The 15318-nt window shown below is 71.1% G+C and carries 12 protein-coding genes; 2 read left to right on the top strand and 10 right to left on the bottom strand.

The window, feature by feature from the left end:
- Window positions 1–447 precede the first annotated feature (447 nt).
- From J0670_RS11460 to J0670_RS11435, 6 genes are all read right to left on the bottom strand, one after another.
- On the bottom strand, window positions 448–1800 hold the full coding sequence (locus tag J0670_RS11460) for a replication-associated recombination protein A (RefSeq protein WP_207811389.1): 1353 nt from the start codon (window positions 1798–1800) through the stop codon (window positions 448–450).
- Window positions 1801–1849: 49 nt separating this feature from the next.
- Window positions 1850–2662 carry a polyphosphate kinase 2 gene (gene ppk2 / locus J0670_RS11455; RefSeq protein ID WP_207811390.1) on the bottom strand — a complete coding sequence of 271 codons (813 nt, stop codon included), beginning with the start codon at window positions 2660–2662 and terminating at the stop codon, window positions 1850–1852.
- A 95-nt stretch (window positions 2663–2757) separates the two neighbouring features.
- A complete protein-coding gene (locus tag J0670_RS11450; RefSeq protein WP_207811388.1) occupies window positions 2758–3264 on the bottom strand; it encodes a GNAT family N-acetyltransferase in 507 nt (168 codons plus the stop codon).
- A 95-nt stretch (window positions 3265–3359) separates the two neighbouring features.
- Window positions 3360–5150 (bottom strand): aspartate--tRNA ligase, encoded by a 1791-nt coding sequence (gene aspS, locus J0670_RS11445; RefSeq protein WP_207811387.1) that lies wholly within the window; start codon window positions 5148–5150, stop codon window positions 3360–3362.
- Window positions 5147–6409 (bottom strand): histidine--tRNA ligase, encoded by a 1263-nt coding sequence (gene hisS, locus J0670_RS11440; protein WP_207811386.1) that lies wholly within the window; start codon window positions 6407–6409, stop codon window positions 5147–5149. Before hisS ends, aspS begins: the two co-directional genes overlap by 4 nt.
- Before the next feature lie 11 nt (window positions 6410–6420).
- Complete coding sequence (locus J0670_RS11435; protein ID WP_207811385.1) at window positions 6421–7128, bottom strand: MBL fold metallo-hydrolase; 708 nt, start codon at window positions 7126–7128, stop codon at window positions 6421–6423.
- Between the two features lie 259 nt (window positions 7129–7387).
- Here J0670_RS11435 and J0670_RS11430 point away from each other — a divergent pair, with 259 nt between their 5' ends.
- Both J0670_RS11430 and J0670_RS11425 read left to right on the top strand, forming a co-directional pair.
- A complete protein-coding gene (locus tag J0670_RS11430) occupies window positions 7388–8227 on the top strand; it encodes a peptidylprolyl isomerase (protein WP_207811384.1) in 840 nt (279 codons plus the stop codon).
- A gap of 264 nt (window positions 8228–8491) precedes the next feature.
- Window positions 8492–9721: a DUF349 domain-containing protein gene (locus tag J0670_RS11425; RefSeq protein ID WP_207811383.1), complete on the top strand. Its 1230-nt coding sequence runs from the start codon at window positions 8492–8494 to the stop codon at window positions 9719–9721.
- Window positions 9722–9809: 88 nt separating this feature from the next.
- Here J0670_RS11425 and J0670_RS11420 read toward each other — a convergent pair whose 3' ends face one another.
- From J0670_RS11420 to secD, 4 genes are all read right to left on the bottom strand, one after another.
- Window positions 9810–12251, bottom strand: coding sequence for a bifunctional (p)ppGpp synthetase/guanosine-3',5'-bis(diphosphate) 3'-pyrophosphohydrolase (locus tag J0670_RS11420; RefSeq protein WP_374223088.1), 2442 nt, complete (start codon window positions 12249–12251; stop codon window positions 9810–9812).
- A gap of 181 nt (window positions 12252–12432) precedes the next feature.
- Complete coding sequence (locus J0670_RS11415; protein ID WP_207811381.1) at window positions 12433–12984, bottom strand: adenine phosphoribosyltransferase; 552 nt, start codon at window positions 12982–12984, stop codon at window positions 12433–12435.
- Window positions 12985–13012: 28 nt separating this feature from the next.
- Window positions 13013–14110 (bottom strand): protein translocase subunit SecF, encoded by a 1098-nt coding sequence (gene secF, locus J0670_RS11410; RefSeq protein WP_207811380.1) that lies wholly within the window; start codon window positions 14108–14110, stop codon window positions 13013–13015.
- A 4-nt stretch (window positions 14111–14114) separates the two neighbouring features.
- A partial coding sequence (gene secD / locus J0670_RS11405) for a protein translocase subunit SecD (RefSeq protein ID WP_207811379.1) occupies window positions 14115–15318 on the bottom strand: 1204 nt, incomplete at its 5' end.

Here is a 15318-nt window from a genome sequence, read left to right as displayed (position 1 = left end):
CGCACGCGCGATCTTGACCTTGGGACGCTTCTGGTTCGCCATGAACCAAACCTTCCTTGCTTACGAATACGGCTTTCACCAGGTGTTGACGGAGGTCGCATGTCGCGACCCGGAGAAAACCCCGACGCCTGCGCGAAGGGATCAGCCGCTCTCCGGAGCCGGGCACAAAGTGCAAGCACGCGTGTGGCCCACCGAACCGAGGCTGGTGGGCTGCACGCGACACCGAAACGGTGCGCGACGCTCCTGGAGACCACAAAAAGCCTCTGAGCGTTGTCCCGCTGGTGTGGCCGGTCGGATCAGGTTTCCCTGAGCCGCCGTCCCGGGACGTGACTCCTTCCTCCCACAACTGGGAGGACTTCTCACTCACCTGCGAAGCAGGTTCATGACGGCCAAGCCCTGACCGCTGCCCGAGAGCAGAAGGCCATTGTACATATCGGCGATGGCCCTCTATTCCTCCCCCCGCAGCCGCCCGCGCGTCCACTCCACGGTGTCCGCGTACCGGACCTCGCCGCCGCGCCGCGTCGGCCGGTAGTACTCCCGGCCGTGCACCGAGTCCGGCGCGTACTGCTGGGCCGCGATGCCCTCCGGCAGGTCGTGCGGGTACTGGTAGCCCTTGCCGTGGCCGAGCTTGCCCGCGCCTCCGTAGTGGGCGTCCCGCAGGTGCGGCGGGACGGCGCCCGCCAGACCCTGCCGGACGTCCGCCAGCGCCGCGTCGATCGCCAGGTAGGCCGAGTTGGACTTGGGCGCCAGGGCCAGCGCGATCGCCGCCTGGGAGAGGATGATCCGGGCCTCCGGGAAGCCGATCAGGGCCACCGCCTGGGCCGCCGCCACCGCCGTCTGGAGCGCCACGGGGTCCGCCAGGCCGACGTCCTCGCTGGCCGAGATCATCAGCCGCCGGGCGATGAAGCGCGGGTCCTCCCCCGCCTCGATCATCCGGGCCAGGTAGTGCAGGGTCGCGTCCACGTCGCTGCCGCGGATCGACTTGATCAGCGCGCTGGCCACGTCGTAGTGCTGGTCGCCGTCCTTGTCGTAGCGCACCGCCGCGTGGTTGACGGCCGTCTCGGTGGTGGCCAGCGTGATGCTGGCCTCGCCCTCCTCCAGCGCCGCCCCGGCCGCCGCCTCCAGCGTGGTGAGCGCCTTCCGGGCGTCCCCGCCGGCCAGCCGCACCAGGTGGTCCTCGGCCTCGGCGGTCAGCTCCAGCGCGCCCTCCAGGCCGCGCTCGTCCGCGACCGCGCGGCGCAGCAGTGCCCGGATGTCCTCGTCGGTCAGCGACTCCAGGGTGAGCAGCAGCGAGCGGGACAGCAGCGGGGAGATCACCGAGAAGTACGGGTTCTCGGTGGTCGCCGCGATCAGGGTGACCCAGCGGTTCTCCACGGCCGGCAGCAGCGAGTCCTGCTGGGCCTTGGAGAAGCGGTGGATCTCGTCCAGGAAGAGCACCGTCTCCCGGCCGGACATGCCGACCGCCCGCCGGGCGCCGTCGATCACCGCCCGGACCTCCTTGACCCCGGCGGTGATCGCGGACAGCTCGACGAAGCGGCCCTCCACGGCCTGGCTGATCACGTGGGCCAGGGTGGTCTTGCCCGTCCCGGGCGGCCCCCAGAGGATCACCGAGCTGGTGGCCGCCGGCCCGCGCGAGTTCGCGACCAGTCGCCGCAGCGGGGACCCTGGCTTCAGCAGCTGCCGCTGCCCGGCCACCTCGTCCAGGGTGCGCGGGCGCATCCGTACGGCCAGCGGCGCCCGGCCGGGCTCCCTGGTCTGGCGTTCCTCGGCTGCGGCGGTGAAGAGGTCCGGTTCGTCCACACCGGAAGCCTATGCGAGGCCGCCGACAGCCCGTCCCGCCGCGGGCCGCCTACTCCAGTCCGGCCGCGTGGTCCGGGACGTACTTCTGGAGGTCGCGCGGGGGCCGCTGGTAGCCGCGCGAGGCCGGGCGGGGCGGAAGCTCGATCCGCGGCGGGGTGATCTCGTGGTACGGCACGGTGGAGAGCAGGTGGGCGATCATGTTGATCCTCGCCCGGCGCTTGTCGTCGCTCTCCACCACGTGCCAGGGCGACTCGGGGGTGTCGGTGTGGATGAACATCTCGTCCTTGGCCCGCGAGTAGTCCTCCCAGTGGTTGATCGACTCGACGTCCATCGGGGAGAGCTTCCAGCGCTTCATCGGGTCCTCCAGCCGCTCCCGGAAGCGCCGCTCCTGCTCGGTGTCGCTCACCGAGAACCAGTACTTGCGCAGCAGGATGCCCGCCTCGATCAGCATCCGCTCGAAGGTCGGGCACTGGTGCATGAACTGCCAGTACTCCTCGTCGGTGCAGAAGCCCATCACCCGCTCGACGCCGGCCCGGTTGTACCAGCTGCGGTCGAACAGCACGATCTCCCCGGCCGCCGGGAGGTGTTCGACGTACCGCTGGAAGTACCACTGGGTCTTCTGCCGCTCGGTCGGGGTGGGCAGTGCCGCGACCCGGGCGATGCGCGGGTTCAGGTACTCCGTCACCCGCTTGATCGCACCGCCCTTGCCGGCCGCGTCCCGCCCCTCGAAGACCACCACCACGCGGGCGCCCTCGACCCGCACCCACTCCTGGAGCTTCACCAGCTCCTGCTGCAACCGCAGCAACTCCTGCTCGTACGGCTTCCTCGCCAGTCGCTCCGACTTCGCGGTCCGCTGGTCCATGGCCACCCCGGTGTCCTCCGTCCGACTGCTGATGATCATTAACCGTAGGCGCAGTACGACGAATCCGCAGATCGACGGGGAGCACCCCTGGGGTTTCAGACCTCGACGAAGGGCTCGGGATAGCGGCAGAGCCCGCGCGGACCGCCGTCGTACGCCGCCAGGGGCAGCGCCTGGAAGTACGCCTCCGGCACCTCGAACGGGCCGGTGACCTCGTGCCGCCCGGCCGGGGCGAAGCCGAACCGCCCGTAGTACTCCGGATCGCCGAGGACGACCACCAGCCGCTCGCCCGCCTTCTCGGCCGCCGACAGCGCGGCCCGGACGACGAGCTCGCCGACGCCCCGGCGCTGCCACTCGGGCGCGACCGCGACCGGCGCGAGCGCCAGCGCCTCGCCGTCGCCGACCCGCAGCCGGGTCAGCAGCGCGTGCCCGATCACCAGCCCGGCACCGTCCACCGCGACCAGCGACAGCTCGGGCAGCCAGGCCGGATCGCGGCGCAGCGCGTCCACCAGGTCCGCCTCGTCCGGGCCGGGGAACGCGGCCATGTGAACCCGTCTGGTCGCCGGAGCGTCCTCCGGACATTCGACTCTCGTTGTGACCTTCATGAGTCAACCCTCCCTGTGTCGCACGCCGTTGTGGACCGGCCCCGAACGGTGGGTGGACCGTCCGGGGCCGTTGCAGGTTAGCGGATGACGCGCCGTCAGGACTTGGGCTGAGCCTCTCCCTTGGCGTCCTCGCGGACCTTCGGCTGGGCGTCCACGCCGGCCTCGCGGCGCTGCGCCGGGGTGATCGGGGTCGGGGCGCCGGTCAGCGGGTCGCCGCCGGTGGACGTCTTCGGGAAGGCGATGACGTCCCGGATGGTGTCGTACCCGCCCAGCAGCGTGACGATGCGGTCCAGGCCGAAGGCGACGCCACCGTGCGGCGGCGGGCCGTAGTTGAAGGCGTCCAGCAGGAAGCCGAACTGCGAGGCCGCCTCCTCCTCGGAGAGGCCGATCGCGTCGAACGCCCGCTTCTGGACGTCCCGCTGGTGGATACGGATCGAACCGCCGCCCAGCTCCGAGCCGTTGAGGACCAGGTCGTAGGCGTTGGACAGGGCCGAGCCCGGGTCGGTGTCGAAGGTGGCCAGCGACTCCGCGGTCGGGGCGGTGAACGGGTGGTGCACCGCGTGCCAGCCCTGGAACTCGCCCTTGTCGTCCTCGATCGGCTCGAACATCGGGAAGTCGACGACCCAGAGGAAGGCCCACTTGGACTCGTCGATCAGCTCGCAGCGGCGGCCGATCTCCAGACGGGCGGCGCCGAGCAGCTCCTGCGAGGCGCGCTGCTTGCCCGCCGCGAAGAAGATCGCGTCGCCGTTCTTGGCGCCCGCGGCGGCGGCCAGGCCGGCCAGGTGCTCCTCGGAGAGGTTCTTGGCGACGGGGCCGCGCAGCTCGCCGGTCTCGGCGTCGATGAGCACGTAGGCGAGGCCGCGGGCGCCGCGCGCCTTGGCCCAGTCCTGCCAGGCGTCCAGCTGCTTGCGGGGCTGCGAGGCGCCGCCCGGCATGACCACGGCGCCGACGTACGGGGCCTGGAAGACGCGGAACTCGGTGCCCTTGAAGTACTCGGTGAGGTCGGTGAGTTCCTGGCCGAAGCGGACGTCCGGCTTGTCGGAGCCGTAGCGGCCCATCGCGTCCGCGTAGGTCATCCGCGGCAGCGGGTTCGGGATCTCGTACCCGTGCACCTCGCGCCAGATGGAGCCGACGATCTTCTCGCCGAGGGCCAGGATGTCCTCCTGGTCGACGAAGGAGGCCTCGATGTCCAGCTGGGTGAACTCCGGCTGCCGGTCGGCGCGGAAGTCCTCGTCGCGGAAGCAGCGGGCGATCTGGTAGTAGCGCTCCATGCCGGCCACCATCAGCAGCTGCTTGAACAGCTGGGGCGACTGCGGCAGGGCGTACCAGTGGCCCGGCTGCAGGCGGACCGGGACGAGGAAGTCGCGGGCGCCCTCGGGGGTGGAGCGGGTGAGGTACGGCGTCTCGATGTCGAGGAAGTCGTTCTCCTCCATCACCCGGCGGATGATGTTGTTGACCTTGGAGCGCAGCCGCAGGCCCTTGGCCGGGCCCTCGCGGCGCAGGTCCAGGTAGCGGTAGCGCAGCCGGACCTCCTCGTTGACCGTGCCCGGCTCGTACTCGGCGACCGGGAAGGGCAGCGGGGCGGCCTCGGAGAGCACCTCGATCTCGCTGACGACGACCTCGACCGCACCGGTCGGGATGTCCGGGTTCTCGTTGCCCTCGGGGCGCACCCGGACGTCGCCGACGACCTTGACGCAGTACTCGGCGCGCAGGCCGTGCACCGAGTCCAGGTCGCGGACCACGATCTGCACGGTGCCGGAGGCGTCGCGCAGGTCGATGAAGGCCACGCCGCCGTGGTCGCGGCGGCGGGCGACCCAGCCGGCCAGGGTGACGGTGGTGCCTGCGTGCTCCGGGCGGAGCGTGCCCGCGTCGTGCGTGCGGATCACAGCTGCTTCTCCTTCAGGGTGGTGACAAGTGCGTCGAGGGCGACGGGGGTCTGCTCGCCGGTGCTCATGTCCTTGAGCTGGACGACGCCCTCGGCGAGGTCCCGGTCCCCGGCGATCAGGGCGAAGCGGGCGCCGGACCGGTCGGCGGACTTCATGGCGTTCTTGATGCTCTTGACGCCGAAGGCGAGGTCGGTGGCCACGCCGGCCCGGCGCAGCTCGATCACCTTGGCGAACAGGACGTTCTTGGCCTCCTCGCCGAGCGCCACGGCGTAGACGGAGGTGGCGGCCGGCAGGTCGAGGGTGACACCCTCGGCCTCCAGCGCGAGGTACGTGCGGTCGACGCCGAGGGCCCAGCCGACGGAGGGCAGCGCCGGGCCGCCGATCATCTCGGACAGGCCGTCGTAGCGGCCGCCGCCGCCGATCGCGGACTGGGCGCCGAGGCCGTTGTGCACGAACTCGAAGGTGGTGCGGGTGTAGTAGTCCAGGCCGCGGACCAGCTTCGGGTCGTCCACGAAGGCGACGCCGTTGGCGGTGAGCAGCTCGCGGACCTTCTCGTCGTACGCCTTGCAGTCCTCGCACAGGAAGTCGCGCAGCATCGGGGCGCCGACCAGCTGGGCCTGCACCGACTCGCGCTTGTCGTCGAGGACGCGCAGCGGGTTGATCTCGGCGCGGCGGCGGGTGTCCTCGTCGAGGTCCAGGCCGGAGAGGAACTCGATCAGGGCGGCGCGGTAGACCGGGCGGCACTGCTTGTCGCCCAGGCTGTTGAGCAGCAGCGAGTAGTCGCGCAGGCCCAGCGAGCGGAAGGCGTCGTCGGCCAGGATGATCAGCTCGGCGTCCAGCGCCGGGTCCTCGGCCCCGATCGCCTCGGCACCGACCTGGGCGAACTGGCGGTAGCGGCCCTTCTGGGCGCGCTCGTAGCGGTAGTACGAACCGGAGTACCAGAGCTTGACCGGCAGGTTGCCCTGCTTGTGCAGGTTGGCCTGGAGCGCGGCCCGCAGCACGGAGGCAGTGCCCTCCGGGCGCAGCGCGAGCTCGTCGCCGCCCTTGGTGGTGAGGTTGTACATCTCCTTGGTCACGATGTCGGTGGACTCGCCGACCCCGCGGGAGAAGAGCTTCACGTCCTCGAAGACCGGGGTCTCGATGTAGCCGTAGCCGGCCCGGCGGGCGGGAGCGGAGAGGCGCTCGCGGATCGCCAGGAAGGTCGCGGAGCTGGGGGGCAGCAGGTCGTAGGTGCCCTTGGGGGCGGTGAAGGTGCTCAACTTCTCTTCCGTCACATTCCTCGTCGCGGGAAAGCCGGGGCGCCGTCCGCCCCTGCTGCCTGTCGGAGGTAGGGGTTGGTGGCGCGCTCGCGGCCGATGGTGGTCTGGCCCCCGTGGCCGGAGAGGACCACGGTGGAATCGTCGAGGGGCAGGCACACCCGGGCCAGCGACCGCATGATCGCCTCGCTGTCCCCGCCCGGGAGGTCGGTACGCCCTATGGAGCCGGCGAACAGCAGGTCGCCCGAGAACAGCACCGGGGGGAGGTCCTCGGCACCGGGCGTCCGGAAGGTCACCGACCCCCCGGTATGGCCCGGGGCGTGGTCCACGGTGAGTCGCAGGCCTGCCAGCTCCAGCACGGCGCCGTCGGTGAGCTCGCGCACGTCGTCGGGCTCGCCGACGGTGAGCTCGCCCATCAGCTGGGTGCCCAGGGAGCGGCCGAGCGCCTTCTCCGGGTCGGACATCATGTACCGGTCCTCGGGGTGGATCCAGGCCGGGACGCCGCGGGCGCCGCAGACCGGGACCACCGAGGCGACGTGGTCGATGTGGCCGTGGGTGAGCAGGACCGCGACCGGCTTGAGCCGGTGTTCGCGGATGAGCTCCTCGACGCCGCGGGTGGCCTGGTGGCCGGGGTCGACGATGACGCACTCCTCGCCCGCCCCGGGAGCGACCAGGTAGCAGTTGGTGCCCCAGGCTCCAGCGGGGAATCCGGCGATGAACACGCGCGTCCTTCGGGTGTGCGGCGACAAGCTGCGATGGCTACCAGTAGTGATGCTGTCAGTAATGACGTAAGCGCAGCCTACCGGCGGTCCGGGCCCGGTTGCGAACCAGATGGCGCCGAGGGGCCGCCCGCCTGACAGGTTCACCGCCAGGTTCACCGCGTTCTTACGGGCCGGGTCCCTACACTTGGCCGCCGATGGATGCGATGATCCGCTTCGGAATCCATCCACTCTTTCCGCACATCCTCAGGAGACACGGCCGGTGGTCAGCAGCGAACAGCGGCGGCGGCAGCTCGCCCGCGAGAAGTACGAGCGCCAGATGGAGCGCCGCGCCGAGGCGGCGGCCGCCCGCAAGCGCCGCAACACGATCCTGGGCGCCTCGCTCGCCGTCGTGGTGCTGGCCGGCGGCGGCACGCTGATCGCCACCGGCGCGTTCAGCTCGGACGACAAGAAGACCTCGGCCGCCTCGACCCCCCTGGCCGCGCCGACCGGGTCCGCCGAGCCCACCACCCCGACCCGCAAGCCGGTCGAGGGCTGCTCCGACCCGGCTCCGGGCGCGCCCAACGGCAAGCAGTGGAAGACCGAACCGGCCATGTCGATCGACCCGAGCGGGTCGTACACCATGGCGCTGGAGAGCAACTGCGGCAAGGTGACCGTCGCGCTGGACGCGGCCAAGGCCCCGCACACCGTGAACTCCTTCGCCTTCCTGGCCGGTGAGAAGTTCTTCGACCACACCAAGTGCCACCGCCTCACCACCGACGGCATCTTCGTGCTGCAGTGCGGCGACCCGACCGCCAGCGCGACCGTCCCGGGCGGGACCGGCGGCCCCGGCTACAAGTTCGCCGACGAGAACCTGACCGGCGCGACCTACCCGGCGGGCACCGTGGCGATGGCCAACTCCGGCCCCGGCACCAACGGCAGCCAGTTCTTCCTGGTGTACAAGGACACCCAGCTGCCCCCGAACTACACCCCCTTCGGCAAGATCACCGGCGGCCTGGACGTGGTGCAGAAGATCGCCGCCGCGGGCACCCTGGAGGGCTCCGGGGACGGCCACCCGATGGCCGACGTCACCTTCAACTCGGTTACCGTCACCAAGAGTTGACCGACTCCGGGAGCACCGGCGGCGGGCGTACGCGACGCCCCTGCCGGGCCCCGGACCGAAATCGCCCGGCCCGGATGCGGACAGCACCGGTCCTGGTCGCCTATGTTGGCGTTGTATAGGGTGCCCGGACCCGCCTAGCCGTCACCCTCGGCAGCAAGGCACGGCGGACGGGACGGCGGACTCATCGGGTCCGCCGCACATCAACTGTGGACGACGGACGCGTGCCGCCCCGGCGCGGGCGCGACGTCATGTGGAGGACGCGCTATGAGCAGCGACCCGTGGGGCCGTGTGGACGAGCAGGGCACGGTGTACGTCAGGACCGCCGACGGCGAACGCGCCGTGGGCTCCTGGCAGGCCGGCTCGCCCGAGGAGGCCCTCGCCTACTTCGAGCGCAAGTACCAGGGCATCGAGGTGGAGATCGGCCTGCTGGAGAAGCGGGTGCGCACCACCGACCTGGCCGCCAAGGACGCCCAGACCGCGCTGGAGCACCTGCGCGCACAGGTCGTCGAGGGGCACGCGGTGGGCGACCTGGACGCGCTGGCGAAGCGGCTGGACACGCTCACCGGTGAGATCGAGACCCGGCGGGAGGAGCGCAAGGCCGCCCGGGCCAAGGCCCAGGACGAGACCCGCACCGCCAAGGAGGCCCTGGTCTCCGAGGCCGAGCAGCTCGCCGAGTCCACCCAGTGGCGGGAGGCCGGCGACCGGCTGCGCGCCCTGGTGGACACCTGGAAGGGCCTGCCGCGGCTGGACCGCAAGAGCGACGACGAGCTGTGGCACCGCTTCTCGCACGCCCGCTCGGTCTTCTCCAAGCACCGCAAGGCGCACTTCGCCACCCTGGACGCCGAGCGGGAGAAGGCCCGGCAGACCAAGGAGGCGCTGGTCTCCGAGGCCGAGGCGCTCTCCTCGTCCACCGACTGGGGCAGCACCGCGGCCGCCTACCGTGACCTGATGGCGCGCTGGAAGGCCGCCGGCCGGGCGCAGCGGGACGTCGAGGACGAGCTGTGGGCGCGGTTCCGCGGCGCGCAGGACGTCTTCTTCCAGGCCCGTTCCGCGGTGTTCAGCGAGCGTGACGCCGAGCAGGTGGAGAACCAGAAGCTCAAGGAGGCGCTGGCGGTCGAGGCCGAGGCGATCCTGCCGATCACCGACCTGAAGGCCGCCAAGGCGGCGCTGCGCGACGTCAACGAGCGCTGGGAGGCGATCGGGCACGTGCCGCGTGACATCCGTCCGAAGCTGGACGGCCGGCTGAACGCGGTCGAGCGGGCCATCCGCGAGGCCGAGGACGCCGAGTGGAAGCGCTCCAACCCGGAGGCCAAGGCCCGCGCGGCCGGCATGGTGGGCCTGTTCCAGGCGAAGGCCGACAAGCTCCAGGCCGACCTGGACAAGGCCCGCGCGGCCGGCAACAACTCCAAGGTCGCCAAGCTGGAGTCCGAGCTGGCCGGGGTGCAGACCCTGCTGGAGCAGGCGCACAAGAGCCAGGAGGAGTTCAGCGGCTGATCCTCGTGACGCGCTGAACGGCCGATGAGCGGCTGGTGAACGGCGAAGGCCCCCGGGATCGTTCCCGGGGGCCTTCCGCGTTCCGCCGCTACTTGCTGCGGGCCGAGGTGACGCGGTAGACGTCGTACACGCCCTCGACGCCGCGCACCGCCTTGAGCACGTGGCCCAGGTGCTTCGGGTCGCCCATCTCGAAGGTGAAGCGGCTCATCGCCACCCGGTCCCGGGAGGTCTGCACCGCCGCCGACAGGATGTTGACGTGCTGGTCGGAGAGCACCCGGGTGACGTCCGAGAGCAGCCGGGAGCGGTCCAGCGCCTCGACCTGGATGGCCACCAGGAAGACCGAGGACTGGGTGGCCGCCCACTCGACGTCGATCATCCGCTCGGGCTGCTGGCTGAGCGCCTCGACGTTGACGCAGTCGGCGCGGTGCACCGAGACGCCGTTGCCGCGGGTGACGAAGCCCACGATCGGGTCGCCCGGCACCGGGGTGCAGCAGCGGGAGAGCTTGACCCAGACGTCCTCGACGCCCTTGACGATCACGCCCGGGTCGCCCTTGGCCCGGCGGCGGGCCGCCCGGCGGGTGTCGTGGGTCGGGGTCGCGGTCTCGGCCAGGTCCTCGGTCGCGCCCTCCTCGCCGCCGAGCGCCTGGACCAGCTTCTGCACGATGTTCTGCGCGGCGACGTGGCCCTCGCCGATCGCGGCGTAGAGCGAGGAGATGTCGGGGTAGCGCATCTCGTGGGCCAGGGTGACCAGCGAGTCGCCGGTCAGGATCCGCTGGATCGGCAGGCCCTGCTTGCGCATCGCCCGGACGATCGCCTCCTTGCCGTGCTCGATCGCCTCCTCGCGGCGCTCCTTGGAGAACCAGGCGCGGATCTTGTTGCGGGCGCGCGGCGACTTGACGAAGCCCAGCCAGTCCCGGGACGGGCCGGCGTTCTCCGCCTTGGAGGTGAACACCTCGACGGTGTCGCCGTTCTCCAGGGTCGACTCCAGCGGCACCAGCCGTCCGTTGACCCGGGCGCCGATGGTCCGGTAGCCGACCTCGGTGTGCACCGCGAAGGCGAAGTCGACCGGGGTCGCCCCGGCCGGCAGGGCTATCACGTCGCCCTTGGGCGTGAAGACGAAGACCTCGTTGCTGGCCAGGTCGAAGCGGAGCGACTCCAGGAACTCGCCCGGGTCGGCGGTCTCCTTCTGCCAGTCCAGCAGCTGCCGCAGCCAGGCCATCTCGTTGACGGCGCCGGCCTTGTCGTCCTTGCGGACCTGCGTCGGGGTGTCGGTGCGGACCTTGGACGCCCCGGCGACGGCGCGCTGCTTGTACTTCCAGTGCGCGGCGATGCCGTACTCGGCCCGCCGGTGCATGTCGAAGGTGCGGATCTGGAGTTCGACGGGCTTGCCGCCGGGACCGATCACCGTGGTGTGCAGCGACTGGTACATGTTGAACTTGGGCATCGCGATGTAGTCCTTGAACCGCCCCGGCACCGGGTTCCACCGCGCGTGGATGGTGCCCAGCGCCGCGTAGCAGTCGCGGACGGTGTCGACCAGGACCCGGATGCCCACCAGGTCGTAGATCTCGGCGAAGTCCCGGCCCCGGACGATCATCTTCTGGTAGACCGAGTAGTAGTGCTTCGGCCGGCCGGTGACGGAGGCGGTGATCCGGGCGCCGCGCAGGTCCGCCTGGACCTGGTCGATGACGGTCGCCAGGTACTCGTCCCGCTTGGGGGCGCGCTCGGCGACCAGCCGGACGATCTCGTCGTACATCTTGGGGTAGAGGATCGCGAAGGCGAGGTCCTCCAGCTCCCACTTGATGGTGTTCATGCCCAGCCGGTGCGCCAGCGGGGCGTAGATCTCCAGCGTCTCGCGGGCCTTCTTCTCCTGCTTCTCCCGCTTGAGGTAGCGCATCGTGCGCATGTTGTGCAGGCGGTCGGCCAGCTTGATCACCAGGACCCGCGGGTCCTTGGCCATCGCCACGACCATCTTGCGGACGGTCTCGGCCTGCGCGGCCTCGCCGAACTTGACCCGGTCGAGCTTGGTGACGCCGTCGACCAGCAAGGCCACCGAGTCGCCGAAGTCCTTGCGCAGGGTCTCCAGGCCGTAGTCGGTGTCCTCGACGGTGTCGTGCAGCAGCCCGGCCATCAGGGTCGGGGCGTCCATGCCGAGCTCGGCGAGGATGGTCGCGACGGCCAGCGGGTGGGTGATGTACGGGTCGCCGCTCTTGCGCTTCTGCCCGCGGTGCCACTTCTCGGCGACGGCGTAGGCGCGCTCGATGTCGCGCAGCAGCGCCGGGTCGGCCTTGGGGTCGTTCGCCCGGATCGAGCGGAACAGCGGCTCCAGGACGGGGTTGAGCACGCTGGAGCGCTGGCCGCCGAGGCGGGCCAGGCGGGCGCGCATGCCGCCGCTGCTGGAGCCGCGGCCGGTGGGCGGGAAGGAACGCGAGGAGGTCGGCGCCGGGCGTGCCGGGGTGGCCCCCGAGGGCGTGGGACGGTCTTCGGGGGCGGCCGCTGCGGCCGTGGGCACAACCTCGTCGGGCAAGGACACTCCTCGGGGCACCGGGGCCGACCCCTGCCGAGGCCCGTGCGGCCGGGCACAACCGGGAGGGGATGAATCTTCATGGTACCGAGCCGGGCGCTCCGGTGTTCATCCGGCCGGGCCCGGAAACGGAAGGACGGCGGTCGGATGATCCGACCGCCGTCCTTCGTCCGGGTCCCGTTCAGGACCCTCAGACCGTGACGAGCGTCTCCAGCGGAGCCCCGTTCAGGTGCCCGGCCAGCCGCTCGCGGCCGTCCAGGAAGCCCAGCTCCATCAGCACCACGACGCCCACCAGCTCGGCGCCGGCCTCCTTCACCAGGTCCAGCGAGGCACCGATGGTCCCGCCGGTGGCCAGCACGTCGTCCACCACCAGCACCCGCTCACCGGGCACGAAGGCGTCGCACTGCACCTCCAGCGTCGCCGAGCCGTACTCCAGCTCGTACGAACGCCGGAACACCTCGCCGGGCAGCTTGCCCTGCTTGCGGATCGGCACGAAGCCGAGCCCGGCCGCGAAGGCCGCCGGGGCCGCCAGCACGAAGCCGCGCGCCTCCAGGCCCACCACCTTGGTCGCCCCGAGCGCCGTCGCCCGGTCCGCCAGCGCCCTGGTCAGGGCGCCGAAGGCCTCGGCGTCGGCGAGCAGCGGCGCGATGTCCTTGAACAGCACACCCGGCTTCGGGTAGTCCGGAACGTCCCGGATCCTGCTGTTCAGGAGCTCGGCCAGTGCGGTGTCGGCGGTGGTCACGGTAGGTGTCCTCACGGTCTGTTTCGGGTCAGCGCTTTCCGGACGGACGGCCCTTGGCGGTACCGGCCGAACGGCCACGCTGACCGACCATACCCGCCGGCTGGTCCTCGCCCGCGGCCTCCTCGTCCGTCGGCGCACCCTCGCCGGCCTCGGCCTTGGCGGCCGCCGCGGCCCGGTGCTGCAGGACCTTCTTGCGCAGCGCCTTCAGGTCCGGCTGCTCCTCCTTGAGCTGCGCCAGCAGCGGGGTGGCGACGCAGATCGAGGAGTAGGCACCGGCCGCGAGGCCGATGAACAGCGCGAGCGAGATGTCGTTCAGGGTGCCGGCGCCCAGGATGCCGCCACCGATGAACAGCAGCGCGGCGACCGGCAGCAGCGCCACCACGGTGGTGTTGAGCGAGCGCACCAGGGTCTGGTTGAGGCCCGCGTTGGCCGCCTCGCTGTAGGTGAGCTTGTTCTGCTTGGTGATCCCCCGGGTGTTCTCCTTCACGGTGTCGAAGACGACGACCGTGTCGTAGAGCGAGTACCCGAGGATGGTCAGGAAGCCGATCACCGTACCGGGGGTGACCTCGAAGCCCACCAGGGCGTACACGCCGATGGTGATCAGGAGGTCGTGGATCAGGGCGACCAGGGCGGCCACCGCCATCCGCCACTCGAAGGCGATCGCCAGGTAGACCGTCACCAGGACCATGAAGATGATCAGGCCGGTGAGTGCCTTCTGGGAGATCTGCTTGCCCCAGCTGGGGCCGATCACCTGGGCCTCGACGGTGTCCAGCGGCACGCTGAGCTTCTGGGAGAGCTCGGAGCGGATCTGGTCCGAGCTCTTCGTCTCATCGGTGCTGACCTGGATGCGGATCTTGCCGTTGTCGCTCGACTGCACCAGCGGGTGCGAGGAGACGACCCCGTTCGCGGTGTCCTGCGCCTGGGAAACCGTCAGCCCCGGCTTGGTCACGGTGTAGACCGAGCCGCCCTTGAACTCGATGCCCAGGTGCAGGCCCATGGCCAGGCCGATCGCCGCGACCAGCACGATCACACCGGAGATCGAGTACCAGAGCTTGCGGCGCCCGACGAAGTCGAAGCTGACCTCGCCCTGGTAGAGCCGGTGGCCCAGATTGGAGAAGCGTGACACGGTGTCAGGCCTCCTTCACGGCGGCAGAGGAGGGGCTACGGCGACGGGTGCTGCGCAGCGGCGGGCGGGCGCCCAGCCGCTTCGGGTCCAGGCCGGACCACGGGTGGCCCTCGGAGAAGAACTTGCGCCGGGCCAGCAGCGTGATCAGCGGCTTGGTGAAGAGGAAGATCACCACCACGTCGAGCGCCGTGGTGAGACCCAGGGTGAAGGCGAAGCCCTGCACCTTGCCGACCGAGACCACGTAGAGCACGGCGGCACAGAGGAAGGACACGAAGTCCGAGACCAGGATGGTGCGCCGGGCGCGCGGCCAGGCCCGCTGGACCGCCGGGCGCAGCGGGGCGCCCTCGCGGACCTCGTCGCGGATGCGCTCGAAGTACACGATGAAGGAGTCGGCGGTGATACCGATCGCGACGATCGCACCGCAGACCGCCGGCAGGTTCAGCGCGAAGCCGATCGCGCCGCCGAGCAGGCTCATGATCGAGTAGGTCAGGGCCGCCGAGACCAGCAGACCGGCGATCGAGACGAGGCCGAGACCGCGGTAGTAGACCAGCGAGTAGGCGACCACCAGCACCATGCCGATGAGGCCGGCGACCAGACCGGCCTTGAGCTGGTCGCTGCCGAGCTGCGGGGAGACGGTGGTGACGTCGCCCTTGCTGAACTCCAGCGGCAGGGCGCCGTAGCTCAGCACGTTGGAGAGGTCCTGCGCCTCGGCCTGCGAGAAGCGGCCGGTGATGACGGCGCTGCCGCCCGGGATCGGGCCGTTGACCTGCGGGTGGGAGACGACCTGGTTGTCCAGCACGATGGCGAACTGGTTGGTCGGCGGGGTCTGGGTGGCCAGCTGGCCGGTGACCTTGGCGAAGGCGTCGGTGCCAGCGTTGTTGAACTGGAGCTGGACCTGCCAGCCGGCACCGGTCTGGGTGTCGAGACCGGCCTGGGCCTTGGAGACGTCCGAGCCCTTCACGGCGGCGGGGCCGAGGGCCAGCTTCTCGTAGTAGCCGTTCTCGGCCTTCTGGGAGCAGGCGACGACGGCCTTGTCATCGGCGCCGGTCTGGGCGGAGCGGACCTCGGGCTTGGAGCAGTCGAGCGCGGCGAAGGCGGCGGACAGCTCCGGCGGCACGGTGCCCTGGGTCATCGCGGCGCTGAGGTCCGCGGCGCTCGGCTGGGTGGCCTGGGCGCTCGGGGCGCCGCTGGCGGGCGGAGCGGTGCCG

Source organism: Streptomyces sp. FH025 (assembly GCF_017427025.1).
GTDB lineage: Bacteria > Actinomycetota > Actinomycetes > Streptomycetales > Streptomycetaceae > Kitasatospora.
Note: the sequence above shows the minus strand (reverse complement) of the source record. Positions and strands in the feature narration are given on the sequence as shown.